The sequence below is a fragment of the Pseudomonas sp. FW305-3-2-15-C-LB1 genome (assembly GCF_058787615.1).
The window spans coordinates 138,995-164,939 of the sequence record NZ_JBYSZX010000009.1 but is presented as its reverse complement, the minus strand read 5'-3'; the positions used below and the strand labels follow the sequence as shown (position 1 = coordinate 164,939).

Here is a 25,945-nt window from a genome sequence, read left to right as displayed (position 1 = left end):
GGGAGGGAGCTTGCCCCCGATAGCTGACTGTCAGCCAACACATCTATCGCTGACACACCGCTATCGGGGGCAAGCCCCCTCCCACATGTTTACCGCATTTTAGTCCGATAGATTGGGGGTGGAACGGGTGACGAGCGCCGCCACATCCACACCACGAGGCAAGGTGCCATAGACCCGAGCGGACGTTTCGCCCAACCGACTGGCGATAAACCCATCACTGACCGCCGCATTCCCCGCCTCCAGCAACAACTTGGCCTGCAATGCCACGGCGATGTCTTCGGTGAGTTGCCGCGCACGGTACTGGATGTCCTGGGTGTCCATGAACGCCGACTTGAGCTGTTCGATATGCCGCACAAGCAACTTGTCGCCATGCCCATCGCCCAGTTCGACAAACAGCGCCTCCAGCACACCCGGCTCTTTCGACAACGCCCGCAGCACGTCCAGGCACTGCACGTTACCGGACCCTTCCCACGTCGAGTTCACCGGTGCCTCACGGTACAGACGCGGCAAAATGCTGTCTTCGACATAGCCGGCGCCGCCCATGCATTCAGCGGCCTCGTTGATCATCGCCGGCGCACGTTTGCAGATCCAATACTTGCCCACCGCCGTCACCAGCCGGGCGAACTTGGCTTCCTGTTCATCGTCCAGATGATCCAGCGCACGGCCCATGCGCAGGCTCAGGGCCAGTGCGGATTCGCTTTCCAGCGCCAGGTCCGCCAGCACGTTCTGCATCAACGGCTGCTCGCTGAGCACGCGGCCGCCGACCGAACGATGGGCACAATGATGGCTGGCCTGGGTCAGCGCCTGGCGCATCAGGGCGCTGGAGCCGACCATGCAATCGAAGCGAGTCATGGCGACCATCTCGATGATGGTCGGCACGCCACGGCCTTCTTCGCCGATCATCCAGGCCAGGGCACCACGGAATTCCACTTCGCTGGAGGCGTTGGAGCAGTTGCCGAGTTTGTTTTTCAGGCGCTGGATGTAGAACTCGTTGCGTGTGTCATCCGGTCGGTGCCGGGGCAGCAGGAAACAGGTGAGGCCCTTGTCGGTTTGCGCCAGGGTCAAGAACGCATCACACATCGGTGCCGAACAGAACCACTTGTGGCCCACCAGTTCATAGGCCTGCCCTGGCCCGCCAGCGCCCACCGGATATGCCCGGGTGGTGTTGGCACGCACATCGGTGCCGCCCTGCTTCTCAGTCATGGCCATGCCGATGGTGGCACCGGCCTTGTGGGCGATGCCAACGTTGCGCGAATCGTATTGGGTGCCGAGGACTTTCGGCAGCCAGATATCGGCCAGGTCCGGCTGCAAACGCAGCGCCGGCACACAGGCGAAGGTCATGGTCAGCGGACAGCCGGTGCCCGCTTCGGCCTGGCTGTGCAGGTAGGTCATGGCGGCGCGGGCCACGTGGGCGCCGGACTGCGGATGGGCCCAGGGCAGTGACGGCAGGCCGTGTTCGACGGCGGTGCGCATCAGCTCGTGATAAGCCGGGTGAAATTCCACGAGGTCGATGCGACGACCATAACGGTCATGGCTGTTGAACACCGGCTTGTTCTGGTTGGCCAGGAACCCGGCTTCCATCAACGGCCCGCCCGCCAACACACCGTAGGCATCGATACGCGCCTGCGCCCAGCCGGCGCCAAAGCGGCGCGACCATTCCTGCAGGGGCAGATCGATACGGTACAGGTTGGTGCCGTCCAGGGACGGCGGCTGGTTGGTGACGTCGTGGGTTTCGGCAAATTGATGCAGGTTCATGACGGGCCTCCAAGAAAAAAGGCCACGTTCAGTTGAGGCCTGCATTTCAGTTAAGCACCGTCATACCGCTTAAAAAAGTGACATACCCGCCGATTGTCCGGCGCTTTTGCCCTCTAACGGACACAACAACCGACGCTCCAACACCACCTGCAACGCCTCGAAACGTACTGGCTTGGCCAGGCGCTCGGAAATCCCGATGCCATGGCAGCCCTCGCGCTCCGACACATTCGGTGACGAGCTCAAGGCGATCACCGGTAATTCGCCGCATCCAGGCAACGCACGAATCTGACAGCACAACGAGAAACCGCCTTCTGGAACATCCAACAGCACTGCATCGAAATCCGCTGCCTGCAACGCCGCCAGCGCGCTCGGGCCGCTGTCCACGGTTTTCACCCGGTAACCGAGCTTGAGCAACATACCGCGCACCGCCAATTGGCCGACGCTGTTGTCATCCACCAACAGCACCGAGCATTCCTGGGGCGCACGTTGTTTGTCCGGTCCAGGCTTTGACTCGGACGGGACCGGGCTGACCTCTACTTCCAGCTGAAAGCGGCTGCCTTTGCGCGGCTCGGAATGATGGGTGAGGCGCCCGCCCAGCAGTTCGACCAGTTGCCGGCAGATGGCCAGGCCGATGCCCAGGCCGCCGTACTCACGAGTGGTGGAGCCATCCAGCTGGAAGAAGCGCTGGTACAGGGTGGCTTCATCAAGGAAAGCAAAGCCGATCCCGGTGTCGGTGACGATAAAACTCAGGCGAAGGCGACCATCGCTGTGGGGCACACCGACCACCCGCAGGCGCACCGAACCTTCGTGGGTGAACTTGAAGGCGTTATCCAGCAGGCAATCGAGGCACTGCAGCAGTTTGTCGGCATCGCCCAGCACGCGGTCCGGCAGCTCGTCCGCCACATCGATGGAAAAGGCCAGGCCCTTGCTCTGGGCGCTGGCGCTGAACTGCTGGCGCAAGGTGTCGAGCGTACCGCGCAGGCTGAACACCTCGGGCCGCGCAACCAGGCGCCCGGCCTGCAACTCGGTGAGGGTAAGGATGCCGTTGACCATGCGCATCATGTCCCGCGCCGAGCCGGCAGCGGTTTGCTGGTATTGCGCCAGGTCCGCATCCAGCGGCACGGTTTGCATGAGTTCGAGGGAGCCGATCACACCGTTCATCGGGGTGCGCAGTTCGTGAGTCAGGGTGGCGAGGAATTCATCCTTGAGGCGGTTGCTGCGGGCCAATTGCTGGTTGAGCACTTCGAGCTTCTGGCTGGCATCGAACAGGATCTGCGCCTGTTGCTCACGCATTGCGTTGATGCGGTCGGCCAGGGCCAGGGACAACAACGCTACTTCGATCGCCGAACCGATCTGGCTGGCGTACATGGTCAGGAACACATTCGGCAGGTAGCCCAGCACCATCAGGGTATTGACCACCCCACCGAGCAGGAACGCCGACCAGGCAATGATGAAATAGCGCGCCACCCGCTGCCCGCAATACCAGGCCTTGATGGCCGCGACAAAGATGGTCACGGTAAATACCAGCGCCAAGCCGGTGGCCAGGCGCAGCGCCAGGGCGTAGCTGGTCATCAACGACAGCAGCATCACCACACCGCCACACGCCACCAGCCCCAGCAACAGACGGTTGATCCAGCGGCTGTGCTGGGCCGTGTGCAGAAAGCTGCGCGCAAACAGGCTGCCGAACAACGCTGCCGAGCCAATCAGGAACGGCGTCGCCGCATTCGCCCACCAGGGGTTGTCCGGCCAGAAGTACTCCACTGCCGCGCCGTTGACCGACAGCTGGTACATGCCGAATGAAGCGATATACAGGATGTAATAGAGGTAGCTGGTGTCGCGCACGCTGAGATAGATGAACAGGTTGTACACCAGCATGCCCAGCAACACGCCGTAGATCAGGCCCAACACATACAGGCGCAGCGGCTGTTGTTCCAGGTAGGCGGTGCTGGACCACAGCGTCAAGGGCGCCTGGATCGAGCCTTCGCTTTGCAGGCGCAGGTAGACGGTTTTCGCTTCGCCCGGCGTGAAGTCGAGCTTGAACAGGTAGTTGTTCTGGCGAATCTCACGGGCGGCAAACGGCAGCGCATCCCCTGTGCGCCCGGCGAGGCGATAGGTGCCTGTGCTGTCGGGCAGGTACAGGTCCAGATGGTCGAGCGGCGGGTAGGCCAGCTCCAGCAACCAGGTGCGTTGGGCTTCAGGATTCTGAGGCAGGTAGTGCAGATTGACCTTGAGCCAGAACACCGAACGTGAGTAACCGGCGTTGAGCGTGTCTTTATCGTGGGGCTTGAACTGCGTGACGGCAGAGGGTGCGCTGACATCGGCGATCGTGAGGGCATCGGTCGGGTCTTCGAGCACTTGCAAGGCTCGACCCAGCGGCAGGCTGCGCGTGTCCTGGTTGAACTCGATGGCGCTGGCGAGCAGCGGCAGCCCGCACAACAATAAAATCAGCAAATAGCGCATAGAGCCCCAGCGTGGCCTGCCCGGTTATGTCAAAAAGCCCCCCATTCCTTTTGAGAAGACGTACACCGGCAATACAGTTAGTAGTTTGGATCCACTCTAGCATAGCCACTAAAGGCTATTGGACACCATTGAAATAATTTTTTGAAAGGCTCTAGAACGGGGCTTTCAGCAATATTCATGCACTGACCTGGATTGCTGAAACCTTCCACCCGCGGTGAAAATCCTCTTTCGCGCAACAGCCCCGCCAAAAGCGTTTGGTGGTAAGCTCGCGCACCATGAATATCTACAGCTCTCGCCCCGTTGTCCTCTGTCTCTCCGGCCATGACCCCAGTGGTGGCGCCGGCTTGCAGGCAGATATCGAAGCCCTGCTCGCCCAGGGTTGCCACGCGGCTCCGGCCGTCACCGCGCTGACCGTGCAGAACACGGTCAACGTCAGCGACTTCCGCGTGCTCGACCGCGAATGGGTACTGGCCCAGGCCAATGCCGTGCTCGGCGACTCCGAAGTGGCGGCGGTCAAGCTCGGCATGCTCGGTTCCACCGCGATGGTCGACACCGTGGTCGAACTGCTGCAGGCGCATCCGCACCTGCCGGTGGTGTGCGACCCGGTACTGCGCGCCGGTGGCGGCGGTAGCCTGGGCAAGGACGAGGTCGGTTATGCGATGCGCGAGCGGCTGTTGCCGTTGTCGCTGATCGCCACGCCGAACCTGCCCGAAGCGCGCATCCTCGCCGAGCTGCCGGAAGGCTCGGCGGACGAATGCGCCGAGAAGCTGCTGCCGTATATCAGGCATTTGCTGATCACCGGCGGGCATGGCGACGAGCACGAAGTACACAACCGCCTCTACAGCCGCGACGGCACGCGCCAGACCTTTACCTGCCAGCGCCTGCCTGGCAGTTATCACGGTTCGGGCTGCACGCTGGCCAGTGCCCTGTCGGGCCGGATCGCCCAGGGCGAAGGCCTGGTGAGCGCCGTGCAATCGGCCCTCAACTACACTTGGCGCACCCTGCGTGACGCTGAACAACTCGGCCAGGGCCAGTTCGTGCCGCGCCGTCTGCCGCTGGATTTCTGCTCTTAACAGCACGAGGCCTGCCTGATGAAACTACGTGGCCTTTACGCCATTACCGACAGCCAACTGTTGGCCGGCAAATTCCTCGCCTACGTCGAAGCGGCGCTGGACGGTGGCGTGACCCTGCTGCAATACCGCGACAAAAGCAGCGACGAAGCCCGGCGCCTGCGTGAAGCAGAAAAGCTGCGGGAGCTGTGCTCGCGCTACAAAACCCAACTCATTATCAACGACGACGCCGAACTGGCCGCGCGCCTCGGCGTCGGCGTGCACCTGGGCCAGACCGACGGCCCGCTGACTCCGGCCCGTGCCCTGCTCGGCTCCAAGGCCATCATCGGTTCCACCTGCCACAGCCAGATCGAACTGGCCGAGCAGGCTGCCAAGGAAGGTGCGAGCTACGTCGCCTTCGGTCGCTTCTTCAATTCCAGTACCAAGCCCGGCGCCCCGGCCGCCACCGTCGAAATGCTGGCCCTGGCCCGTGCGCGCCTGCAGCTGCCGATCTGCGTGATCGGCGGCATCACCCTGGAGAACGCCGAACCCCTGGTGGCCCACGGTGCCGACCTGCTGGCGGTGGTGCACGGCCTGTTTGGCGCCGATAGCACCCAGGAAGTCACGCGCCGCGCCCGTGCGTTCAACGACCTTCTTAAAATTTCAGTTTAGAGAGCCCGATCATGTCCCGTTCCGAAACGCTGTTTGCCAATGCCCAGAAACACATCCCCGGCGGTGTGAACTCCCCCGTGCGTGCGTTCAAGAGCGTGGGCGGCACGCCGCTGTTCTTCAAGCATGCCGAAGGCGCCTACGTCACCGACGAAGATGACAAGCGCTACGTGGACTACGTCGGCTCCTGGGGCCCGATGATCCTCGGCCACAGCCACCCGGACGTGCTGGACGCGGTGCGCAAGCAACTGGAACACGGCCTGTCCTACGGCGCGCCGACCGCCATGGAAACCGAGATGGCGGACCTGGTCTGCTCGATCGTGCCGTCGATGGAAATGGTGCGCATGGTCAGCTCCGGCACCGAAGCCACCATGAGCGCAATCCGCCTGGCCCGTGGTTTCACCGGCCGCGACAGCATCATCAAGTTCGAAGGCTGCTACCACGGCCACTCCGACAGCCTGTTGGTCAAGGCCGGTTCTGGCGCGCTGACCCAAGGTGTCCCTAGCTCGGCGGGCGTGCCTGCCGCGTTTGCCAAGCACACCCTGACCCTGCCGTTCAACGACATCGCCGCCGTCGAGCAGATGCTCAATGAAGTGGGCCAGGACGTGGCCTGCATCATCGTCGAGCCGGTGGCCGGCAATATGAACTGCGTGCCGCCCGCGCCAGGCTTTCTGGAAGGCCTGCGCGAACAGTGCGACAAACACGGCGTGGTGCTGATTTTCGACGAAGTGATGACCGGTTTCCGCGTCGCCCTCGGCGGCGCCCAGGCGCACTACGGCGTCACGCCGGACCTGAGCACCTTCGGCAAGATCATCGGCGGCGGCATGCCGGTGGGCTGCTTCGGCGGCAAGCGCGAGATCATGCAGCACATCGCGCCGCTTGGCCCGGTGTACCAGGCGGGCACCTTGTCGGGTAACCCACTGGCCATGGCCGCCGGCCTGACCACCCTGCGCCTGATCAGCCGCCCGGGCTTCCACGCCGAGCTGACCGACTACACCACGCGCCTGCTCGACGGCCTGCAACAGCGCGCCGATGCCGCCGGCATTCCGTTTGTCACCACCCAGGCGGGCGGTATGTTCGGCCTGTACTTCAGCGGTGCCGACGATATCGTCACTTTTGACGACGTAATGAGCAGCGATGCCGGTCTGTTCAAACGCTTCTTCCACCTGATGCTGGAAGGCGGCGTATACCTGGCACCGAGCGCTTTCGAAGCCGGCTTCACCTCGATCGCCCACGGCGAAGCCGAGCTGAAACTGACCCTCGACGCCGCCGAACGCGCCTTCGCCGCACTGAAGTAACAGGCCGCAACCATCAGGCACCCCGCAAACGGTGTCTGATTTGCTACTTTGCTTACAGATATTTCCGAGTTTTTCCGAGAATTCACCTGCAATCCGGCAGATAACTTGCCCAAGCAGCAGAAAAACGAGTAAAGACTTTGTAAGCAGAGGCCTGCTTATTTCATAATGCGCGCTTATTGGATCCCCCGAGGGTCCGCGTGCCCCGTCAGAGGTAAGTCGATTCCCATGAAACGCACCGGCCGCACCCTGGTTCTGGGCTGCCTGTTGCTCCTTCAGCCGCTGCTGGCACATGCACAAGCAGGCGGCAACTCGTTGTTAATCCCAGCGATGGGTCGTTGCACCCTCAATACCCAGCCAGACAGCCAGGCCGAAGCCCTGAGCGCGTGCCAGAAGCAGGCCGACGGCGGGGATGCGCAGGCGCAATACGAGTTGGGCGAGTACTTCCACGACAGCAAGAACCCTGCCCGCGACCTCAACAAGGCCTTGAGCTACTTCGAGAAAGCGTCGTTGCAGGGCCATGCCCAAGCGCAATTCCAGTTGGGCAACATGTTCTTCAAGGGCGAAGGCGTGCCGGCCAACAACGTCCAGGCCTACATCGTGCTGAAAATGGCCGCGGTCAACGGCGCTGAAGACGCGCTGGACACCGCCGACGAAGTCGCCGAGCACATGCAGCGCGATGAACTGGAAGTGGCGACCCAGGTGCTGGGCCAGATTTTCCGCAACTACCTTCTGGAACTGCAGAGCGCCGATGGGCGTTCGCCCTTCTCACCGCTGCCCTGACAGCCGCCCTACTTCTCCGGCATTGGCATCGGAAATGGCATCACATTGCTGGTGCCCCGCGCCTCGCTGATCTTCGGCGTGCCCAGGCGCTCGACTTCATCGATACGCACAATCGAATGCATCGGCACAAAGCTGCGCACCACGCCTTCGAACTGCGCCTTGAGCTTCTCTTCGCCCGGGTCGACGACCAACTGGGTGCGCTCGCCAAAGACGAACTCTTCCACCTCCAGGAACCCCCACAGATCACTTTGATAGATCTGCTTGGCGTACATTTCGAACACCTGGCCCTGGTTGAGGAAAATCACCTTGTAGATTGGAGCTTCACGTTTGGTCATGGTGGGCGAACAACACATCGGGGATATAAAAGAGGGCGCGAACTATAGCATGGCACCCGATGCACAACGCTAGGAACCAATGGGCATGCCCCCTATAATGCGCGGTTCTTTACCACCAGTTGACGATTCCCATGGCCAAGAAGCTTTACATCGAAACCCACGGTTGCCAGATGAACGAGTACGACAGCTCGCGCATGGTCGATCTGCTGGGCGAACACCAGGCCCTGGAAGTCACCGCCCGCGCCGAAGATGCCGACGTGATCCTGCTCAATACCTGCTCGATCCGCGAGCGGGCCCAGGACCGTGTGTACTCGCAACTGGGCCGCTGGCGCGAATTGAAACTGGCCAACCCGGACATGGTGATCGCCGTCGGCGGTTGCGTGGCCAGCCAGGAAGGCGCCGCGATCCGCGACCGCGCACCTTATGTCGACGTGGTCTTCGGTCCGCAGACCCTGCACCGCCTGCCGGAAATGATCGATGCCGCGCGCGTTACCAAGCTGCCGCAGGTGGATGTGTCGTTCCCGGAGATCGAAAAATTCGACCACTTGCCCGAACCCCGTATCGATGGGCCAAGCGCCTATGTGTCGGTGATGGAAGGCTGCAGCAAGTACTGTACCTTCTGCGTGGTGCCCTACACCCGCGGTGAAGAAGTCAGCCGGCCATTTGACGATGTGCTGTCGGAAATCATCCACTTGGCCGAAAACGGCGTGCGCGAAGTGACCCTGCTGGGCCAGAACGTCAATGGCTACCGCGGCCTGACCGAGGATGGCCGCCTGGCCGACCTGGCGGAGCTGATCCGCGTGGTGGCTGCCGTGGACGGTATCGAGCGCATCCGCTACACCACCTCACACCCGCTGGAGTTCTCCGACAGCCTGATCCAGGCCCACGCTGAAGTGCCGGAACTGGTCAAGCACCTGCACTTGCCGGTGCAATCGGGCTCGGACCGCATCCTGGCGGCCATGAAGCGCAACCACACCGCCCTGGAATACAAATCCAAACTGCGCAAATTGCGCGCAGCGGTGCCGGGCATCTGCATCAGTTCGGACTTTATCGTCGGCTTCCCCGGCGAGACCGAGAAAGACTTCGAGCAGACCATGAAGCTGATCGAAGATGTCGGCTTCGACTTCTCCTATTCGTTCGTCTACAGCCAACGCCCCGGCACCCCGGCGGCCGACCTGGCGGACGACACCCCGGAAGCGCTGAAAAAAGAGCGCCTCAATGCGCTGCAACACCGCTTGAACCAGCAGGGTTTCGAGATCAGCCGACAAATGGTCGGGTCTGTCCAGCGCATCCTGGTCACCGACTATTCGAAAAAAGACCCGGGCGAATTGCAGGGGCGTACCGAGAACAACCGAATCGTAAACTTCCGTTGCGATAATCCGACCCTGATCGGCCAGTTTGCCGATGTGCACATCGATGCGGCGCAGCCGCATTCGTTGCGCGGGTCATTGCGGCAATAATTGCCTGATTAGGTGGGAGGGGGCTTGCCCCCGCTGACGGCGTGTCAGACACAGATGTTTTATCTGAACCGGCGCTATCGGGGGCAAGCGCCCTCCCACATTCTGACCGCGCAACATTCCGATGACGTAAGTGCTTTCGCGCACGGGCAGCTGGCGTTATTCTCTCTTTCACCTCAACAGCCAAAGGGCGGCTAAAAACAACCTTGAACGCACCCATAGCAGAACCCCATCGTTTTCTCCTCGAGCCCTTTGAGGCTCGCCGTTTCGCCAATCTGTGCGGACAGTTCGACGAGCACCTGCGCCTGATCGAACAACGCCTGAGCATCGAGATCCGCAACCGCGGCAATCAGTTCGAGCTCATTGGTGAACCCCAACACACCACGTCCGCAGAAAACCTGCTGCGCCGCCTCTACCGCGAAACCAAGGGTAGCGAGCTGTCGCCGGAAACCGTGCACCTGTACCTGCAGGAATCGGCCGTCGAAGACCTGGCCAATAACCCCGTGGCCGAAGCCAGCGTGGCCCTGCGTACCAAAAAAGGCATGATTCGCCCGCGCGGCTTGAATCAGCAGAAGTACGTCAAGGAAATCCTCGGCAACGACATCAACTTCGGCATCGGCCCTGCCGGTACCGGCAAGACCTACCTGGCCGTGGCCTGCGCAGTCGACGCGCTGGAACGCGAGCAAGTGCGCCGCATCCTGTTGGTACGCCCGGCGGTCGAGGCTGGCGAGAAGCTCGGCTTCCTGCCCGGCGACCTCGCCCAGAAGATCGACCCGTACCTGCGCCCGCTCTACGACGCACTGTACGAGATGCTCGGCTTCGAATACGTGGCCAAGCTGATCGAACGCCAGGTGATCGAGATCGCCCCGCTGGCCTACATGCGTGGTCGTACCTTGAACAACAGCTTCATCATCCTCGACGAAAGCCAGAACACTACGGTCGAGCAGATGAAGATGTTCCTCACCCGCATCGGTTTCGGCTCCACCGCCGTGATCACCGGCGATGTCACCCAGGTCGACCTGCCCAAAGGCACCAAGTCGGGCCTGGCCCAGGTGATCGAGGTGCTCAAGGACGTGCCGGGCATCAGCTTCACGCACTTCATGCCCAAGGATGTGGTTCGTCACCCGCTGGTGCAGCGCATCGTCGAAGCCTACGAGCGCTTCGACCATCGCGACGATGCACCGGCCAAGGACCTTCGCCGCGATGCTTGAGCTAGACCTGCAGCTGGCCACCGAAGCGCCCGCCCCCAGCGAAGCCCAGTTCCGTCAGTGGTGCGCCCTGGCCCTGCGCCAGCGCACCGCCGACTCGGAACTGACCATTCGCCTGGTGGACGAGCCCGAGGGCCGCGAACTGAATCACACCTGGCGCCAGAAGGATTACGCGACCAATGTGCTGTCCTTCCCCGCCGATGTGCCGGATGAGCTGCTGGATATCCCGTTGCTGGGCGATCTGGTCATCTGTGTCGCCGTGGTGGAGCGCGAGGCAAAGGAACAAGGCAAGGAACTTGAAGCCCACTGGGCCCATCTAGTCATCCACGGCTGCTTGCATCTCTTGGGTTACGACCATATAGACGATGAGGAAGCCGAGGAAATGGAAACACTGGAACAAACGTTGCTTGCAGAATTGGGTCATCCGGACCCATATGCCGACGACGAAGCTTAAAAACACTCAACTGTAACAATAAAGGATTCAGAGTAATCGCTATGAGCGAAGACCGATCGAGCAACGGGCAGAAGTCATGGCTGGGTAAACTGACCCAGGCTTTTGCCCACGAGCCGAAAAACCGCCAGGAGCTCTTGGAGCTGCTGCGCGAGGCCCATCAGAACAAGTTGCTGGACAGCGAAGCGCTGGCCATTGTCGAGGGCGCCATCCAGGTGGCTGACCTGCAAGTACGGGACATCATGGTCCCGCGCTCGCAGATGATCAGCATCAAGGCGACCCAGACCCCACGGGAGTTCCTCCCGGCCGTGATCGACTCGGCGCACTCGCGCTACCCGGTGATCGGTGAAAGCCATGACGATGTCATGGGCGTCCTGCTGGCCAAGGACCTGCTGCCGCTGATCCTCAAGGAGAACGGCGACAGCTTCAATATCAAGGACTTGCTGCGTCCGGCCACCTTCGTGCCTGAATCCAAGCGCCTGAACGTGTTGCTGCGCGAATTCCGCGCCAACCACAATCACATGGCCATTGTGATCGACGAATACGGCGGCGTAGCTGGCCTGGTGACGATTGAAGACGTGCTGGAACAGATCGTCGGCGATATCGAAGACGAACACGACGTCGAAGAAGACAGCTACATCAAGCCACTGCCCAGCGGTGACTTCCTGATCAAGGCGCTGACGCCGATCGAGAACTTCAACGAGTTCTTCGACAGCGAATTCTCCGACGATGAGTTCGACACCGTTGGCGGCCTGGTGATGAGTGCGTTCGGGCACCTGCCCAAGCGTAACGAAACCACCGAGATCGGCGCGTATCGCTTCCGCATCCTGAATGCCGACAGCCGTCGCATCCACCTGATCCGCCTGACACCAATTGCCCGCTAAGGAATGACATGCAGCGCCTAACCCGCCCCGGCTGGCCCGGTAATTTGCTGGCCGTGGTGGCCGGCGCCATCACCACCCTGGCGCTGGCGCCGTTCGACCTGTGGCCTTTTGCGCTGGTGGCGGTCGGCCTGTTCTATGTCGGGCTGCGGGAACTGAGCCCACGCCAGGCCCTGGGCCGTGGCTGGTGTTTCGGCTTCGGCCTGTTCGGCGCCGGCACCAGCTGGATCTACTACAGCATCCACCACTTCGGCGGCGCTTCGGTGTTGCTGGCGGGGTTCCTGATGCTGCTGTTCACCGCCGCCATCGCCTGGTTCTTCGCCCTGCCCGCCTGGCTGTGGGCGCGCTGGTTGCGTCGCAACGAAGCGCCGCTGGCCGATGCCCTGACCTTCGCGGCGTTGTGGGTGGGCCAGGAAGCATTTCGCGGCTGGTTCCTCACCGGTTTCCCATGGTTGTATTCCGGGTACAGCCAACTCGATGGCCCGCTCACCGGCCTCGCGCCGCTGGGCGGGATGTGGCTGATCTCCTTTGCCCTGGCACTCACCGCCGCCCTGCTGTGCAACCTGCCGCGCCTGCTGGCCGGCAAGCGCAACGCCTTTATCGGTGCCGGCCTGGTATTGCTGGTAGCACCCTGGGCGATCGGCCTGGCACTCAAGCATCACGCCTGGACCAGTCCGTCCGGCGCGCCGCTGAGCGTGGCCGCCATCCAGGGCAACGTCGAACAGAGCATGAAGTGGGACCCGGAGCAGCTCAACGCGCAGCTGGCGCTGTATCGCGACATGAGCTTCAGCTCCAAGCGTGTCGACTTGCTGGTATGGCCGGAAACGGCGGTGCCGGTGCTCAAGGAGTCTGTCGAAGGCTACCTGGGCATGATGGGCAAGTTCGCCGCCGACCGGCACACCGCGCTGATCACCGGGGTACCGATTCGCCAGGAAGTGCACCACCAGAAGCGCTACTTCAATGGCATCACCGTGGTCGGCGAAGGCGACGGTACCTACCTCAAGCAGAAGCTGGTGCCGTTCGGTGAATACGTGCCGCTGCAGGACATGTTGCGTGGCCTGATTGCCTTTTTTGATCTACCGATGTCGGACTTCGCCCGCGGTCCCTCTGACCAGGCGATGCTGCAGGCCAAGGGTTATCAGATTGCGCCGTTCATTTGCTACGAAGTGGTGTACCCGGAATTCGCCGCCGGCCTGTCAGCCCAGAGCGATCTGCTGCTGACCATCAGCAACGACACCTGGTTCGGCCGCTCCATCGGCCCGTTGCAGCACCTGCAAATGGCGCAGATGCGTGCGCTGGAAGCCGGGCGCTGGATGATCCGCGCCACCAACAATGGCGTGACCGGCCTGATCAACCCGTTCGGGCAGATCACGGCGCAGATCCCGCAATTCGAACGCGGCATTCTCTACGGCGAAGTGGTGCCGATGCACAACCTCACGCCGTACCTGCAATGGCGTTCGTGGCCGTTGATCATCCTGTGCCTGGGGCTGTTCGGTTGGGCGCTGCTGGCGGGCCGCATGTCCAAAACCGTCTGACAGACAACCCATAACCAATGTGGGAGGGGGGGTTGCCCCCTCCCAGATGTTGATCTGCCGCGTTATCGATAGAACAACCGATAACCCAGCTGCCCCACCGCTTCGTTGATCAACTGCCCGCTGCGCCACACTGATACGAACTCAGGCATCCAGCCACCCAGTGGCCGGGCGTTATCCACGCCCAGGAAGCCCACCGGCGCAGGCACCACGGTAAAACCGGCCTTCTCGAAGCTCCACACCGAACGCGGCATGTGCCAGGCCTGGGTCACCACCACCACGCGCCTGATGCCTTCGGGCAAGAGAATTTCCGCGCTCATCTGCGCGTTTTCCCAGGTGGTTCGGCTGCGTTCTTCCTTCCAGCGCACTGTCACGCCGAAGTCATCCTGCATAGATACCGCCATCAGTTCCGCCTCGCTGGGCGGTGTGCCGTAATGCAGGCCGCCGGTAGTCAGCACCGGCAGCCCGGAGGCCTTGGCCAATCGTGCGGCATAGCGCTGGCGCTCCAGGCCGATACCCGTCGGCTGATCGGTGCCCCAGGCCGGGTCCCCGCGCTCCCGCCCGGAGCCCAACACCACGATCGCATCGGCGCGCTGCGCCAGCGTCGACCAGTCTTCCCGCGCCAACGGCGGCTCGGTTTCCAGGGTTCGCGCGCCCCACTCCACCATCACCGGCAGGCTGATCAGCCACATACCGCCAAACCCCAGCGCAAAGCAGCAACCCGCCAAGCGTGGCCGGCTGCGCCGAAACCACCAGGCAAGGGCCAGCAACAGCAAAAGAATGCCGGGCGGCAGGAGCAGTTGTTTGATGAAGTAACGAATAGGCATCGGGCATCTCCAAAGATGCCCGAAGCCTAAGGTGTAACGGGGTTTAGCGACAATCTTTACCGTGACATGACGCGAAGGTGTTGCTCTGGGGGAGTGAACTACTTGTAGCGTACGAAGCGGCGTTTTTCCGGGCCGCGACCGACCGACAAGTCCTTGAGCCACACCACCTTGGCAGAGTGCGTGGGCTCCTTGGGTGGCGGGGTTGCCACCAGAGGAGGCGCACCGCGCCCATTCCGTTCCAGAAAAGCCTTGATCAGTTCCAGCTCCGCGCGGGTCAAACCGCGCAGTTCCAACTCCACAGGCCGTTCATCACGCAATCGGCCCGCTGTCCTCGCTGCATCCAATGCACGACCCAATCGGTCGATCAGTCCTTCGTAGATTTCCGGTTTCGTTACGATTCGCTGCGATTCAACCATCCCCTCACCTCATTGAAGAAAGACTTGCTCCCCAATAAACAGCGTAGCCCCCGTGGCTGCGCCTGCCCGGCGCCACGACAGACGGCCCTGCCAGAGCAATCAGGGTTTCCCTCGATAGAGTGGGGTCATGTATGCTACGGCGCTTCCTGTAACTCCACTTCCCGCAGGGTTTGGGCACGGACGCGCCGCTTTTTGGTGTCGATCAACCTGAATGTTGCACCGAAGAGGATTAGGCCACCCCTATTCAGTTCAAAAGTAGCCATGCACGAACAATATCAGCCCCGTGAAATAGAAAATGCCGCCCAAACCTTCTGGGACGAGCAAAAGTCCTTTGAAGTCAGTGAACAGCCAGGCAAGGAGACTTACTACTGCCTATCGATGTTCCCTTACCCCAGCGGCAAGCTACACATGGGGCACGTGCGTAACTACACCATCGGCGACGTGATTTCCCGTTACCAGCGCATGCAAGGCAAGAACGTCCTGCAACCCATGGGTTGGGACGCCTTCGGCATGCCGGCGGAAAACGCCGCGATGAAAAACAACGTGGCCCCCGCCAAGTGGACCTACGAAAACATCGCCTACATGAAGACCCAGCTGCGCAGCCTGGGCCTGGCGGTGGACTGGTCCCGCGAAGTCACCACCTGCAAGCCGGATTACTACCGCTGGGAACAATGGCTGTTCACGCGCCTGTTCGAAAAAGGTGTGATCTACAAAAAAAGCGGCACCGTGAACTGGGACCCGATCGACCAGACCGTCCTTGCCAACGAGCAAGTGATCGACGGTCGCGGCTGGCGCTCCGGCGCGCTGATCGAAAAGCGCGAAATCCCGATGTACTACTTCAAGATCACCGCCTACGCGGATGAACTGTTGTCGAGCCTCGACGACCTGCCGGGCTGGCCGGAGCAGGTCAAGACCATGCAACGCAACTGGATCGGCAAATCCAAGGGCATGGAAGTGCAGTTCCCGTACAACATCGACTCGATCGGCGAAGCGGGCGCACTGAAAGTCTTCACCACCCGCCCGGACACCCTGATGGGCGCGACCTACGTCGCCGTGGCCGCCGAACACCCGCTGGCCACCCAGGCTGCACAGAACAACCCTGAGTTGCAGGCGTTCATCGCCGAATGCAAAGGCGGTAGCGTGGCCGAGGCCGACGTCGCCACCCAGGAGAAAAAAGGCCTGCCGACCGGCCTGTTCGTCGAGCACCCACTCACCGGTGAAAAGCTGCCGGTGTGGGTGGCCAACTACGTGCTGATGCACTACGGCGATGGCGCTGTCATGGCTGTGCCGGCTCACGACGAGCGCGATTTCGAATTCGCCACCAAGTACAGCCTGCCGATCAAGTCCGTGGTGCGTACCAGCTCGGGCGACACCAACCCGGCCCCGTGGCAGGACGCCTACGGCGAGCACGGTGAGCTGATCAATTCCGGCGAGTTTGATGGCCTGGACTTCCAGGGCGCCTTCGACGCCATTGAAGTCGCCCTGATCAAGAAAAACCTCGGTGCCTCGCGCACCCAGTTCCGCCTGCGCGACTGGGGTATCAGCCGCCAGCGCTACTGGGGCTGCCCGATCCCGATCATCCACTGCGCAAGCTGTGGCGACGTGCCAGTACCGGAAGATCAACTGCCAGTCGTCCTGCCGGAAGAGGTGGTGCCGGACGGCGCCGGTTCGCCATTGGCGCGCATGCCCGAATTCTACGAATGCAGTTGCCCCAAATGCGGCGCGCCTGCCAAACGTGAAACCGACACCATGGACACCTTCGTGGAGTCCTCGTGGTATTACGCCCGCTACGCCTCGCCGCATTATGAAGGCGGCCTGGTAGAGAAATCCGCAGCCGACCACTGGTTGCCGGTTGACCAGTATATCGGCGGTATCGAACACGCCATCCTTCACCTGTTGTACGCGCGCTTCTTCCACAAGCTGATGCGTGACGAAGGCCTGGTGAGCTCCGATGAGCCGTTCAAGAACCTGCTGACCCAGGGCATGGTGGTCGCCGAGACCTACTATCGCCGTGAAGCCAATGGCGCCTACACCTGGTTCAACCCGGCAGACGTCGAGCTTGAGCGCGACAGCAAAGCCAAGGTCATCAGCGCCAAGCTGATCGCCGACGGCCTGCCGGTGGAAATCGGCGGCACCGAGAAGATGGCCAAGTCCAAGAACAATGGCGTTGACCCGCAGTCGATGATCGATCAGTTCGGCGCGGACACCTGCCGCCTGTTCATGATGTTCGCCTCGCCGCCTGACATGAGCGCCGAATGGTCCGACTCCGGCGTCGAAGGCTCGCATCGTTTCCTCAAGCGCGTCTGGCGCCTGGCGCACGCTCACATCAGCCAGGGCCTGCCGGGTAAACTGGACGTGGCCGCCTTGAGCGACGAGCAGAAACTCATTCGCCGCAGCACCCACCTGGCCATCAAGCAAGCCAGCCAGGACGTAGGCCAGAACCACAAGTTCAACACCGCCATCGCCCAGGTAATGACGCTGATGAATGTGCTGGAAAAAGCCCCACAAGTGACTGAGCAGGATCGCGCACTGGTACAGGAAGGCCTGGAAACGGTCACCCTGCTGCTGGCGCCGATCACGCCGCACATCAGCCACGACCTGTGGAACCGCCTGGGCCACAACGACGCCGTCATCGATGCGCGCTGGCCGGTGCAGGATGACAGCGCCCTGGTACAGGACACGCTGCAACTGGTGATCCAGGTCAACGGTAAACTGCGTGGCCAGATCGACATGCCAGCCACCGCCAGCCGCGAAGACGTTGAAGCGGCTGCCCGCGTCAACGAAAACGTGCTGCGCTTTACCGAAGGCCTGACGATTCGCAAAGTGATCGTGGTGCCTGGCAAACTGGTCAATATCGTCGCGAGCTAATCGGATCGGGCGCAGGGCTTGGGCCCTGCGTCGAACAAAGCCTTCAGGGCCTCGATAAGGCCCACATGGTTTCAAGGGGAGCAACAAAATGATCAAACGCAATTTGCTGGTGATGGGCCTTGCCGTGCTGCTGAGCGCATGCGGCTTCCAGCTGCGCGGTACTGCCACCAATGACCTGACGATCAAGGAACTCGACGTCAGCGCCCGCAACGCCTACGGCGATACGGTGACGCAATTGCGTCAGGTGCTGGAAAACAGCGGCGTGCACGTCTACACCGGCGCGACGTACAAACTGTTCCTGGTGGATGAAAGAGAAACCCAGCGTAACCTGAGCTACGCCAGCGCCGGGCGTGCCTCCGACATCGAACTGAGCACTGCGCTCAACTTCGAAATCCAGGGCCGCGATCATCTGCCGCTGATGGGTGACAAGATCCAGGTGCAGAAAGTGGTCAGCCACGATGGCAACAACCTGGTGGGTTCGGACTCCGAAATCCAGCAGGTGCGCAAGGAAATGCGTCGCGAACTGGTACAGCGCATTGTGCTGCGCCTGTCGATGCTGACTCCGGAACAACTGGAGACCCTGCAGCAACAGGCTGACAACAAGGCCAAGGCCGAGGCCGACGCGCTGAAAGCTGCCAAAGAGTACGAAGACAACACACCGAAACAGTCGCCTGTTGAAGTCCCTGTCGAGTAAGCCGGACGGGGCGCCCCAAGCGCCCCGTTTACCCCGCCTATGAAACTCGCCCCTGCCCAACTCGCCAAACACCTGCAAGGTGGCCTTGCGCCTGTCTACATTGTCAGCGGTGATGATCCGCTGCTGTGTCAGGAAGCCGCCGACGCCATTCGCACGGCGGCACGCCAGCAAGGTTTCGACGAACGCCAGGTCTTCAGCGCCGACGCCAGCTTCGACTGGGGCACGCTGCTGCAGGCCGGTGCGAGCATGTCGCTGTTTGCCGAGAAGCGCCTGCTGGAACTGCGCCTGCCTTCGGGCAAGCCTGGCGACAAAGGCGCGGCCGCCCTGATGGAATACTGCTCGCGCCCCGCCGAAGACACCGTGCTGTTGATCAGCCTGCCCAAGCTTGATGGCAGCGCGCAGAAAACCAAGTGGGGCAAGGCCCTGGTGGAAGGGGCGCAGACCCAGTTCATCCAGATCTGGCCGGTGGATAGCAGCCAGTTGCCGCAATGGATTCGCCAGCGGCTGTCGCAGTCGGGACTGTCGGCGACCCAGGACGCAGTGGAGTTGATCGCCGCCCGGGTTGAAGGCAATTTGCTGGCCGCTGCCCAGGAGATCGAAAAGCTCAAGCTGATGGCCGAAGACGGGCAGATTACCGTCGAAACCGTCCAGGGCGCCGTGGCCGATAGCGCGCGCTTCGATGTGTTCGGGCTGGTGGATGCGATCCTCAACGGTGAACCCGCCCACGCTTTGCGTATGCTTGAAGGCCTGCGCGGCGAAGGCGTGGAACCGCCGGTGATTCTCTGGGCCCTGGCCCGGGAACTGCGGGTGCTGGCCAATATTGCCCTGCAATACAGCCAGGGTACGCCGCTGGACAAATGCTTCAGCCAGGCCAAGCCACCGGTTTGGGACAAGCGCAAACCCTTGATGAGCAAAGCACTGCAGCGGCACTCGGCGCAACGCTGGGCGCTATTGCTGCTGGAAGCGCAACGCATCGACGCGCAGATCAAGGGCCAGGCGGCGGGTTCGCCGTGGATGAGCCTGAGCCGTTTATCATTGTTGATGGCCGGCCAGCGCCTGACATTGCCGGCAGAATAGTCCTACCTCTCGAAGGGCTTTACAGCGGCGCAACATCGGCAGATGATTTGCACCGCTTCAACCACCCAACGAGAGTAACGACCATGAGCAAAAAGCCATCCAAGCATGGCCCCAACAAGGCCAAATCCATCATCGCCCAGCCACTGTTCCGTAGCCGTCAGGAACGCGCCGGCAAGGGCAAAGGCAGCTACCGCCGCGAAGCCTTCCAGTCTAATAGCTGGGAGGCTTCTTACTTTCTGGCTGCCTGAAGGCAAGCAGCCCTCTGGCATGATAAGGTCTGCACCTGATTTGCAATCCCTGGACCTGTGCATGCCCTCTAGTCTTTCCCGTCGTTGGCACTTTCGCCAGCTGATCGCTGCCTCCAGCCTCATCCTGCTCGTCGCCTGTGCGGAGAAACCCACCGCCGCCGACGCTCAACCGCTGCCCAAGCTCCAGACCGCCCCTGTGGTTGCGCCCGCTGTCGTGGCCCCGCTGGCTGTGGATAATCTTGATATCCAGCCGACCCAGACCTTCGCCGAATGGCAGGCGGCCTTTCGCGTGCAAGCCCTGCAGGCCGGCATCACCGCCACCGTGTTCGACAACGCATTCGCCAACGTCACACCCGACATGGCGGTGATCCGCGCCGACCGCAGCCAGCCGGAATTTTCCCGCCCGGTGTGGGAATACCTCGACGGCGCCCTGTCGCCCGTGCGCGTGCGCAACGGCCAGGCGTTGCTGGTCAAGTACGCCGACATCCTGCAAAGCATCGAACAACGTTATGGCGTCGACCGCCAGGCGCTGGTGTCGGTATGGGGCATGGAAAGTAACTTCGGCCAGTTCCAGGGCAACAACTCGGTGATCCGCTCCCTGGCGACCCTGGCCTACGAAGGCCGCCGCCCGGCATTTGCCCAGGCGCAATTGCTGGCGGCGCTGCAGATCATCCAGCACGGCGATATCCAGGCCGACCAGATGAAAGGTTCCTGGGCCGGCGCCATGGGCCAGACCCAATTTATCCCAACCACCTACAACACCCACGCCGTCGACTTCGATGGCGACGGTCGCCGCGATATCTGGAACAGCCCGTCAGACGCCCTCGCCTCCACCGCACACTACCTGCAGAGCTCCGGCTGGCAGAAAGGCCAACCGTGGGGTTTCGAAGTGAAACAACTGCCGGCGAACTTCGATTACGCCCTGGCCGATGGCGGCATCCGCAAGACGGTCGCAGATTGGCTGAAACTGGGTATCCAACTGCCGCCCGGCGCAAGCATGCCGCCCAACGTCGACCAACTCTCCGCTGCGCTGCTGTTGCCGGCCGGTTACCGTGGCCCGGCGTTCCTGGTGCTGGATAACTTCCGCGCGATCCTCAAGTACAACAACTCCTCGTCCTATGCACTGGCGGTTGGCTTGTTGTCGGAACGCTTTGGTGGCGGTGGAGTGATCCGTGGCGATTGGCCGAAGGATGAGCTGCCATTGAGCCGCTCGCAGCGCATCGACTTGCAGACGGCCTTGAGTGCCAACGGCTATGACGCGGGCAACCCGGATGGGATTATCGGCGCCAATACGCGCAAGGCGATTCGTGCGGCGCAGCAGGCCTTGGGCTGGCCGGCGGATGGGTATCCGACGGTTAAACTATTGGAGTCGTTGCAGAATCGATAGAGCTGCCTTTGGCGGCTATCGCTATCGGGGGCAAGCCCCCTCCCACATTCCGACAGCATTCCATTGTGGGAGGGGGCTTGCCCCCGATGACGGACTGACAGACTAAAAAGCTCAGGCTTTGAACACCACATCCTGCTCCAACACCACCCGCTGCTCCCCCGCATCCAACCGCACCAATGCGCCCATCGGCAACGTCAGGTTCGGGTCGCAATGCCCACTGCGCCAACCGGACAACACCGGGATGCGCAATGGCTCGAAGGTCTGCTTGAGCAAGCGCTCCAGCGCAACCTGATCCACACCCGCCACGTCCCCTACCAGTACGCCGGCGACCTGCTCCAGCTTGCCCGCCAGGCGCAGGTGCGTCAGCAGGCGGTCGATACGGTAGATCGGCTCGTTGACGTCCTCGATCAACAGGATGATGCCATCTGCGTCGATCTCAAAGGGTGTGCCCATGACTGCCGCGATCATCGACAGATTGCCACCCAGCAAGCGCCCACAGGCAATGCCAGGCTCGATTGTGGTCAGCGGGTACGCCACGGGGTGCGTCAACTCGCTGCCAGCGCCCAACTGGCCGCGCAGCATGCTGAACAATGAAGACTCGGTAGGTGGTTGCTTGTCGCCCAAGAGATCGGCGTTGAGCATCGGCCCATGGAAGGTCACGAAGCCGGCGTAACGGCTGATTGCCAGGTGCAGCGCGGTGATGTCGCTGTAACCCACGAAGGGTTTGGCATTGGCGCGTAGCAGGTCGAAGTCCAGGCTATCGAGCAGGCGCGGCGTGCCGTAGCCGCCACGCAGGCAGAAGATGGCGTCGATTTCAGGGTCGGCGAAAGCTGTGTGCAGGTCGTTGAGGCGGGTTTTATCGCTGCCGGCGAGGTAGCCGTCGCGTTCATAGACACCCGGGAAGATGCGCAGGTCGTAGCCGCGGGTGCGCATCCATTGGCCGGCTTTTTCAACGTCCAGGGTGGCGGGGCCGGCGGGGGCGATCAGGGCGATGGTGCCTTCGCTACGGAGGGCAGGTACTGCAGCGGTCATCCACGACTCTCCTTGGCTAACGCGAAACAACTGTGGGAGGAGGCTTGTCCCCGATGGCGGTGTATCAGTATCAGAAGTGCTGACTGACAGTCCGCTATCGGGGGCAAGCCCCCTCCCACATTAACCTGCGGTGCCGCTCACAGCGCTATCAGGAAACCAGGCTTGCCTTGACCAGCTTGGCCTGCTCGTCCGCATGGTACGAAGAACGCACCAGCGGGCCGGACGCCACGTTCTTGAAGCCCATCTTGTAGCCTTCCTCGGCGAACCAGGCGAAGGTGTCCGGGTGCACGAAACGCTGCACCGGCAAGTGGCTGCGGGACGGTTGCAGGTACTGGCCGAGGGTCAGCATGTCGATGTCGTGTTCGCGCATGCGCTTCATGACTTCGATGACTTCTTCGTCGGTCTCGCCCAGGCCCAGCATCAAGCCGGACTTGGTCGGGATGTGCGGCATCATCTGCTTGAATTTCTGCAGCAGGGTCAGCGACCACTGGTAGTCCGAACCGGGGCGGGCAGCCTTGTACAGGCGCGGCACGGTTTCCAGGTTGTGGTTGAACACATCCGGCGGCTCGGCTGCGGTGATTTCCAGCGCCACGTCCATGCGACCGCGGTAGTCCGGCACCAGGGTTTCGAGCATCACGTTCGGCGACAGCTTGCGGATTTCGCGGATGCAGTCGGCAAAGTGCTGGGCACCGCCGTCACGCAGGTCGTCGCGGTCTACCGAGGTGATCACCACGTACTTGAGGCGCAGGTCGGCGATGGCGATGGCCAGGCTTTCCGGCTCGTTGACGTCAAGTGGCTTCGGACGGCCGTGGCCAACGTCGCAGAACGGGCAACGACGGGTGCAGATATCCCCCATGATCATGAAGGTGGCGGTGCCGCCGGAAAAGCACTCGCCCAGGTTCGGGCAGGAGGCCTCTTCGCAGACGCTGTGCAGCTTGTGTTTGCGCAGCAGCGCCTTGATACGGTCGACTTCCGGCGAAACCGGGATGCGCACGCGGATCCAGTCGGGTTTCTTCGGCAGTTCGGTGGTCGGAATGATCTTCACCGGGATGCGTGCAACCTTTTCGGCGCCGCGCAGCTTGACGCCGGCTTCCACCTTGGCACGCGGGGCCGGGGCTGGGCGTTCGGTAACGTCCACCGTCGGGATCATGGTTTGCACTGCATCAGTAGTCATAATCAGTCGATTCCGCCCGTAAGGGTCGTCTGCTCAGCATAGTCGAGGTGTTTGACGAGCTGCGCACGCAGCCGGGCACTTACCTCGGCAAATTTAATCGGTGTGGCGTGGTCGCTCAGTTGCGTCATCGCCAACCCGGCATAGCCACACGGGTTGATCCGCCGGAACGGTGCCAGGTCCATGTCCACGTTCAGGGCCAGGCCATGAAAGGAACAGCCGTGGCGAATCCGCAGCCCCAGGGAGGCGATCTTCGCGCCATCAACGTACACACCCGGCGCATCCGGCTTGGCCGCAGCAGTCACTCCGTAACTGGCCAGCAGCTCGATCAGGCAAGCCTCCATGCGGCTGACCAGGTCGCGCACGCCAAACCCCAGCTTGCGCACATCCAGCAGCAAATAAGCCACGAGTTGGCCGGGCCCATGGTAAGTCACTTGGCCACCTCGGTCGACCTGCACCACCGGAATTTCCCCCGGCAGCAGCAGATGCTCGGCCTTGCCGGCCTGGCCCTGGGTGAACACGGGCGGGTGTTCCACCAGCCAGATCTCATCGGGGGCCGACGTGCCGCGCTCGTTAGTGAAGCGCTGCATGGCGTGCCAGACGGGCTCGTAGTCCATCCGGCCGAGCTCGCGAAAGCCCAGGACCTGTGACATCACAGCACCATGTGCACGAAGCCGGTGGCCCGCAGTTCGCTGTTGATGTTGTAGAGCTGGTCCTGATCCGTCGCAACGATGTGCAACTGGATCGTGGTGTATTTGCCGGTGGAGCTTTGACGCTCGTCCACGCGGTTGTCATTGATCGTCGCGTATTTGCGAACGATCGCGAGAATCGTGTCCTTACGGCCCACGCCGGTATCGCTGATCACCTTGACGGGATAATCCGTCACTGGGAATTCGATCTTGGGCGCCTTTACTTCTGCTTCTTTATCGGTCATGGCGTAACGGCCTCGTAAGCGTAAGCCGTGGCGACGGGCAAAGCCCCGCGTCGGATCAACACGGGGCCTTGCAGGTGCACACAATCAGTTGAACAGGCTGTAGAAGAATAGACGGATGCTATCCCACACGCGGCGGAAGATACCACCTTCGTCGACGGCGTCCAGGGCGATCAGGTCGGCGCTGTGCACCACCTTGTCGTCCAGCTTCACTTCGACTTTACCGATCACGTCGCCCTTGGCGATGGGCGCAACCAGTTGCGGGTTCATGGTCATGCTGGCAGCGAGCTTCTTCAGCTGGCCTTTAGGCATGGTCAGGGTCAGGTCTTCAGCCAGGCCGGCCTTGACTTGGGAGGTAGCACCCTTCCACACCGGCGCGGTCGCCAGCTCAGTACCCTTCTGGTAGAAGGTCTGGGTTTCGAAGAAACGGAAACCGTAGGTCAGCAGTTTCTGCGTCTCGGCCGCACGGGCCTGCTCGCTGTTGGTGCCGAAGACTACGGCGATCAGGCGTTGGCCGTCGCGCACAGCGGACGACACCATGCAGTAGCCGGCTTCTTCGGTGTGGCCGGTTTTCAGACCGTCGACGGTCTTGTCGCGCCACAGCAGCAGGTTGCGGTTAGGCTGCTTGATGTTGTTCCAGAAGAACTCCTTCTGGGAGTAGATCGCGTAGTGCACCGGGTCGACACGAATGATCGCGCGCGCCAGGATCGCCATGTCGTGCGCCGACGAGTAGTGCTCCGGGTTCGGCAGGCCGGTCGGGTTCATGAAGTGGCTGTTGGTCATGCCCAGGTCGGCCACGGTTTTGTTCATCATGTCGGCGAACGCGTCTTCGCTGCCGGCGATGTGCTCGGCCAGGGCGACGCTGGCGTCGTTACCGGACTGGATGATGATGCCGTGCAGCAGGTCGCTCACAGTCACCTGCGAACCCACTTTGATGAACATCCGCGAACCGCCGGTACGCCAGGCGTTTTCACTGACGGTAACCGGGTCGTTCTCGCCGATCTGGCCGCGACGGATTTCCAGGGTCGCGATGTAGGCGGTCATCAGTTTGGTCAGGCTGGCCGGTGGCAGGCGCTGGTCACCGTTGTTCTCGACCAGCACGTTGCCGCTGGCGGCATCCATGAGGACCCAGGCCTTGGCAGCCAGTTGCGGGGAAGCCGGCACCATTTCAACCGCCCAGGCGGCCGGGGTGATGATCAGCGAAAGAAGCAGGCACGTGCGTTTGGCTAAGGTGGTGATGTTCATCCGTCTCTCGAAATTGCTTATGGAAACTTGCCCTCGCGGGCAAAACTTATTCAGACAGTCCGCTACCAGACTGTCACGTGTTCGGTTGCCCGCTCACCCCTTGCCCCCGGGTTTTTATTGTTCAACGAGCCAACAACCACAGCCCTGCCCCGCGCACGGGCCAGAACCATCAAT

24 protein-coding genes are annotated in these 25,945 nt (G+C 62.0%); 14 read left to right on the top strand and 10 right to left on the bottom strand.

Features of this window, described 5'->3' with window-relative positions:
• Positions 1 to 99: 99 nt before the first annotated feature.
• Together AC3WP7_RS18965 and AC3WP7_RS18960 are read right to left on the bottom strand one after the other, a co-directional pair.
• On the bottom strand, positions 100 to 1,755 hold the full coding sequence (locus AC3WP7_RS18965; RefSeq protein ID WP_102592437.1) for an acyl-CoA dehydrogenase family protein: 1,656 nt from the start codon (positions 1,753 to 1,755) through the stop codon (positions 100 to 102).
• Positions 1,756 to 1,824: 69 nt separating this feature from the next.
• Positions 1,825 to 4,215 (bottom strand): hybrid sensor histidine kinase/response regulator, encoded by a 2,391-nt coding sequence (locus tag AC3WP7_RS18960; protein WP_102592438.1) that lies wholly within the window; start codon positions 4,213 to 4,215, stop codon positions 1,825 to 1,827.
• 275 nt (positions 4,216 to 4,490) lie between these two features.
• On the opposite strand from AC3WP7_RS18960, the gene AC3WP7_RS18955 reads away from it, so the two are divergent.
• The 4 genes from AC3WP7_RS18955 (at position 4,491) to AC3WP7_RS18940 (ending at position 8,011) form a co-directional block, all read left to right on the top strand.
• Entirely contained in the window at positions 4,491 to 5,288 is a 798-nt protein-coding gene (locus AC3WP7_RS18955; protein WP_092248180.1) for a hydroxymethylpyrimidine/phosphomethylpyrimidine kinase, read from the top strand.
• Positions 5,289 to 5,306: 18 nt separating this feature from the next.
• The gene (gene thiE / locus AC3WP7_RS18950) at positions 5,307 to 5,936 is read left to right on the top strand and encodes a thiamine phosphate synthase (protein ID WP_092248177.1); all 630 of its coding nucleotides are present in this window, start codon (positions 5,307 to 5,309) and stop codon (positions 5,934 to 5,936) included.
• An 11-nt stretch (positions 5,937 to 5,947) separates the two neighbouring features.
• On the top strand, positions 5,948 to 7,231 hold the full coding sequence (gene hemL, locus AC3WP7_RS18945) for a glutamate-1-semialdehyde 2,1-aminomutase (protein WP_102592439.1): 1,284 nt from the start codon (positions 5,948 to 5,950) through the stop codon (positions 7,229 to 7,231).
• 225 nt (positions 7,232 to 7,456) lie between these two features.
• Positions 7,457 to 8,011, top strand: a complete 555-nt coding sequence (locus AC3WP7_RS18940; protein ID WP_071489908.1) for a tetratricopeptide repeat protein — start codon at positions 7,457 to 7,459, stop codon at positions 8,009 to 8,011.
• An 8-nt stretch (positions 8,012 to 8,019) separates the two neighbouring features.
• Here the strand turns inward: AC3WP7_RS18940 and AC3WP7_RS18935 are convergent, their stop codons facing one another.
• Positions 8,020 to 8,346, bottom strand: a complete 327-nt coding sequence (locus tag AC3WP7_RS18935) for a DUF1820 family protein (RefSeq protein WP_003194436.1) — start codon at positions 8,344 to 8,346, stop codon at positions 8,020 to 8,022.
• A 131-nt stretch (positions 8,347 to 8,477) separates the two neighbouring features.
• On the opposite strand from AC3WP7_RS18935, the gene miaB reads away from it, so the two are divergent.
• From miaB to lnt, 5 genes are all read left to right on the top strand, one after another.
• A complete protein-coding gene (miaB, locus tag AC3WP7_RS18930) occupies positions 8,478 to 9,806 on the top strand; it encodes a tRNA (N6-isopentenyl adenosine(37)-C2)-methylthiotransferase MiaB (protein WP_071489907.1) in 1,329 nt (442 codons plus the stop codon).
• A gap of 203 nt (positions 9,807 to 10,009) precedes the next feature.
• Positions 10,010 to 11,014 carry a PhoH family protein gene (locus AC3WP7_RS18925; RefSeq protein WP_092248165.1) on the top strand — a complete coding sequence of 335 codons (1,005 nt, stop codon included), beginning with the start codon at positions 10,010 to 10,012 and terminating at the stop codon, positions 11,012 to 11,014.
• Positions 11,007 to 11,465, top strand: coding sequence for an rRNA maturation RNase YbeY (ybeY, locus tag AC3WP7_RS18920; RefSeq protein ID WP_093125711.1), 459 nt, complete (start codon positions 11,007 to 11,009; stop codon positions 11,463 to 11,465). Before AC3WP7_RS18925 ends, ybeY begins: the two co-directional genes overlap by 8 nt.
• 41 nt (positions 11,466 to 11,506) lie before the next feature.
• Positions 11,507 to 12,346, top strand: coding sequence for a CorC family transporter (locus AC3WP7_RS18915; RefSeq protein ID WP_010206772.1), 840 nt, complete (start codon positions 11,507 to 11,509; stop codon positions 12,344 to 12,346).
• An 8-nt stretch (positions 12,347 to 12,354) separates the two neighbouring features.
• Positions 12,355 to 13,878 carry an apolipoprotein N-acyltransferase gene (gene lnt / locus AC3WP7_RS18910; RefSeq protein WP_092248159.1) on the top strand — a complete coding sequence of 508 codons (1,524 nt, stop codon included), beginning with the start codon at positions 12,355 to 12,357 and terminating at the stop codon, positions 13,876 to 13,878.
• Between the two features lie 62 nt (positions 13,879 to 13,940).
• Here the strand turns inward: lnt and AC3WP7_RS18905 are convergent, their stop codons facing one another.
• Both AC3WP7_RS18905 and AC3WP7_RS18900 read right to left on the bottom strand, forming a co-directional pair.
• The gene (locus AC3WP7_RS18905; protein WP_093514311.1) at positions 13,941 to 14,702 is read right to left on the bottom strand and encodes a YdcF family protein; all 762 of its coding nucleotides are present in this window, start codon (positions 14,700 to 14,702) and stop codon (positions 13,941 to 13,943) included.
• Positions 14,703 to 14,800: 98 nt separating this feature from the next.
• Complete coding sequence (locus AC3WP7_RS18900) at positions 14,801 to 15,118, bottom strand: hypothetical protein (protein WP_092248154.1); 318 nt, start codon at positions 15,116 to 15,118, stop codon at positions 14,801 to 14,803.
• A 261-nt stretch (positions 15,119 to 15,379) separates the two neighbouring features.
• Here AC3WP7_RS18900 and leuS point away from each other — a divergent pair, with 261 nt between their 5' ends.
• The 5 genes from leuS to AC3WP7_RS18875 all read left to right on the top strand — a co-directional run bounded on the left by leuS (position 15,380) and on the right by AC3WP7_RS18875 (position 21,392).
• Complete coding sequence (gene leuS, locus AC3WP7_RS18895; protein WP_102592440.1) at positions 15,380 to 17,986, top strand: leucine--tRNA ligase; 2,607 nt, start codon at positions 15,380 to 15,382, stop codon at positions 17,984 to 17,986.
• Between the two features lie 88 nt (positions 17,987 to 18,074).
• Positions 18,075 to 18,680 carry an LPS-assembly lipoprotein LptE gene (locus tag AC3WP7_RS18890; RefSeq protein WP_092248148.1) on the top strand — a complete coding sequence of 202 codons (606 nt, stop codon included), beginning with the start codon at positions 18,075 to 18,077 and terminating at the stop codon, positions 18,678 to 18,680.
• A 39-nt stretch (positions 18,681 to 18,719) separates the two neighbouring features.
• Positions 18,720 to 19,757: a DNA polymerase III subunit delta gene (gene holA / locus AC3WP7_RS18885; protein ID WP_102592441.1), complete on the top strand. Its 1,038-nt coding sequence runs from the start codon at positions 18,720 to 18,722 to the stop codon at positions 19,755 to 19,757.
• An 83-nt stretch (positions 19,758 to 19,840) separates the two neighbouring features.
• Positions 19,841 to 20,005 carry an alternative ribosome rescue factor ArfA gene (gene arfA / locus AC3WP7_RS18880; protein WP_003176285.1) on the top strand — a complete coding sequence of 55 codons (165 nt, stop codon included), beginning with the start codon at positions 19,841 to 19,843 and terminating at the stop codon, positions 20,003 to 20,005.
• A gap of 61 nt (positions 20,006 to 20,066) precedes the next feature.
• On the top strand, positions 20,067 to 21,392 hold the full coding sequence (locus tag AC3WP7_RS18875) for a lytic murein transglycosylase (protein WP_092248145.1): 1,326 nt from the start codon (positions 20,067 to 20,069) through the stop codon (positions 21,390 to 21,392).
• A gap of 111 nt (positions 21,393 to 21,503) precedes the next feature.
• On the opposite strand, the gene AC3WP7_RS18870 is transcribed toward AC3WP7_RS18875, so the two are convergent.
• The 5 genes from AC3WP7_RS18870 to AC3WP7_RS18850 form a co-directional block, all read right to left on the bottom strand.
• On the bottom strand, positions 21,504 to 22,424 hold the full coding sequence (locus AC3WP7_RS18870) for a S66 peptidase family protein (RefSeq protein ID WP_092248142.1): 921 nt from the start codon (positions 22,422 to 22,424) through the stop codon (positions 21,504 to 21,506).
• A gap of 148 nt (positions 22,425 to 22,572) precedes the next feature.
• Positions 22,573 to 23,574, bottom strand: a complete 1,002-nt coding sequence (gene lipA / locus AC3WP7_RS18865) for a lipoyl synthase (RefSeq protein ID WP_166794335.1) — start codon at positions 23,572 to 23,574, stop codon at positions 22,573 to 22,575.
• A 26-nt stretch (positions 23,575 to 23,600) separates the two neighbouring features.
• A complete protein-coding gene (gene lipB / locus AC3WP7_RS18860; RefSeq protein ID WP_071489895.1) occupies positions 23,601 to 24,248 on the bottom strand; it encodes a lipoyl(octanoyl) transferase LipB in 648 nt (215 codons plus the stop codon).
• Positions 24,248 to 24,529: a DUF493 domain-containing protein gene (locus AC3WP7_RS18855; RefSeq protein ID WP_071489894.1), complete on the bottom strand. Its 282-nt coding sequence runs from the start codon at positions 24,527 to 24,529 to the stop codon at positions 24,248 to 24,250. The genes lipB and AC3WP7_RS18855 overlap by 1 nt, the downstream gene beginning before the upstream one ends.
• Before the next feature lie 84 nt (positions 24,530 to 24,613).
• Entirely contained in the window at positions 24,614 to 25,771 is a 1,158-nt protein-coding gene (locus AC3WP7_RS18850) for a D-alanyl-D-alanine carboxypeptidase family protein (RefSeq protein ID WP_071489893.1), read from the bottom strand.
• Positions 25,772 to 25,945: the final 174 nt, after the last annotated feature.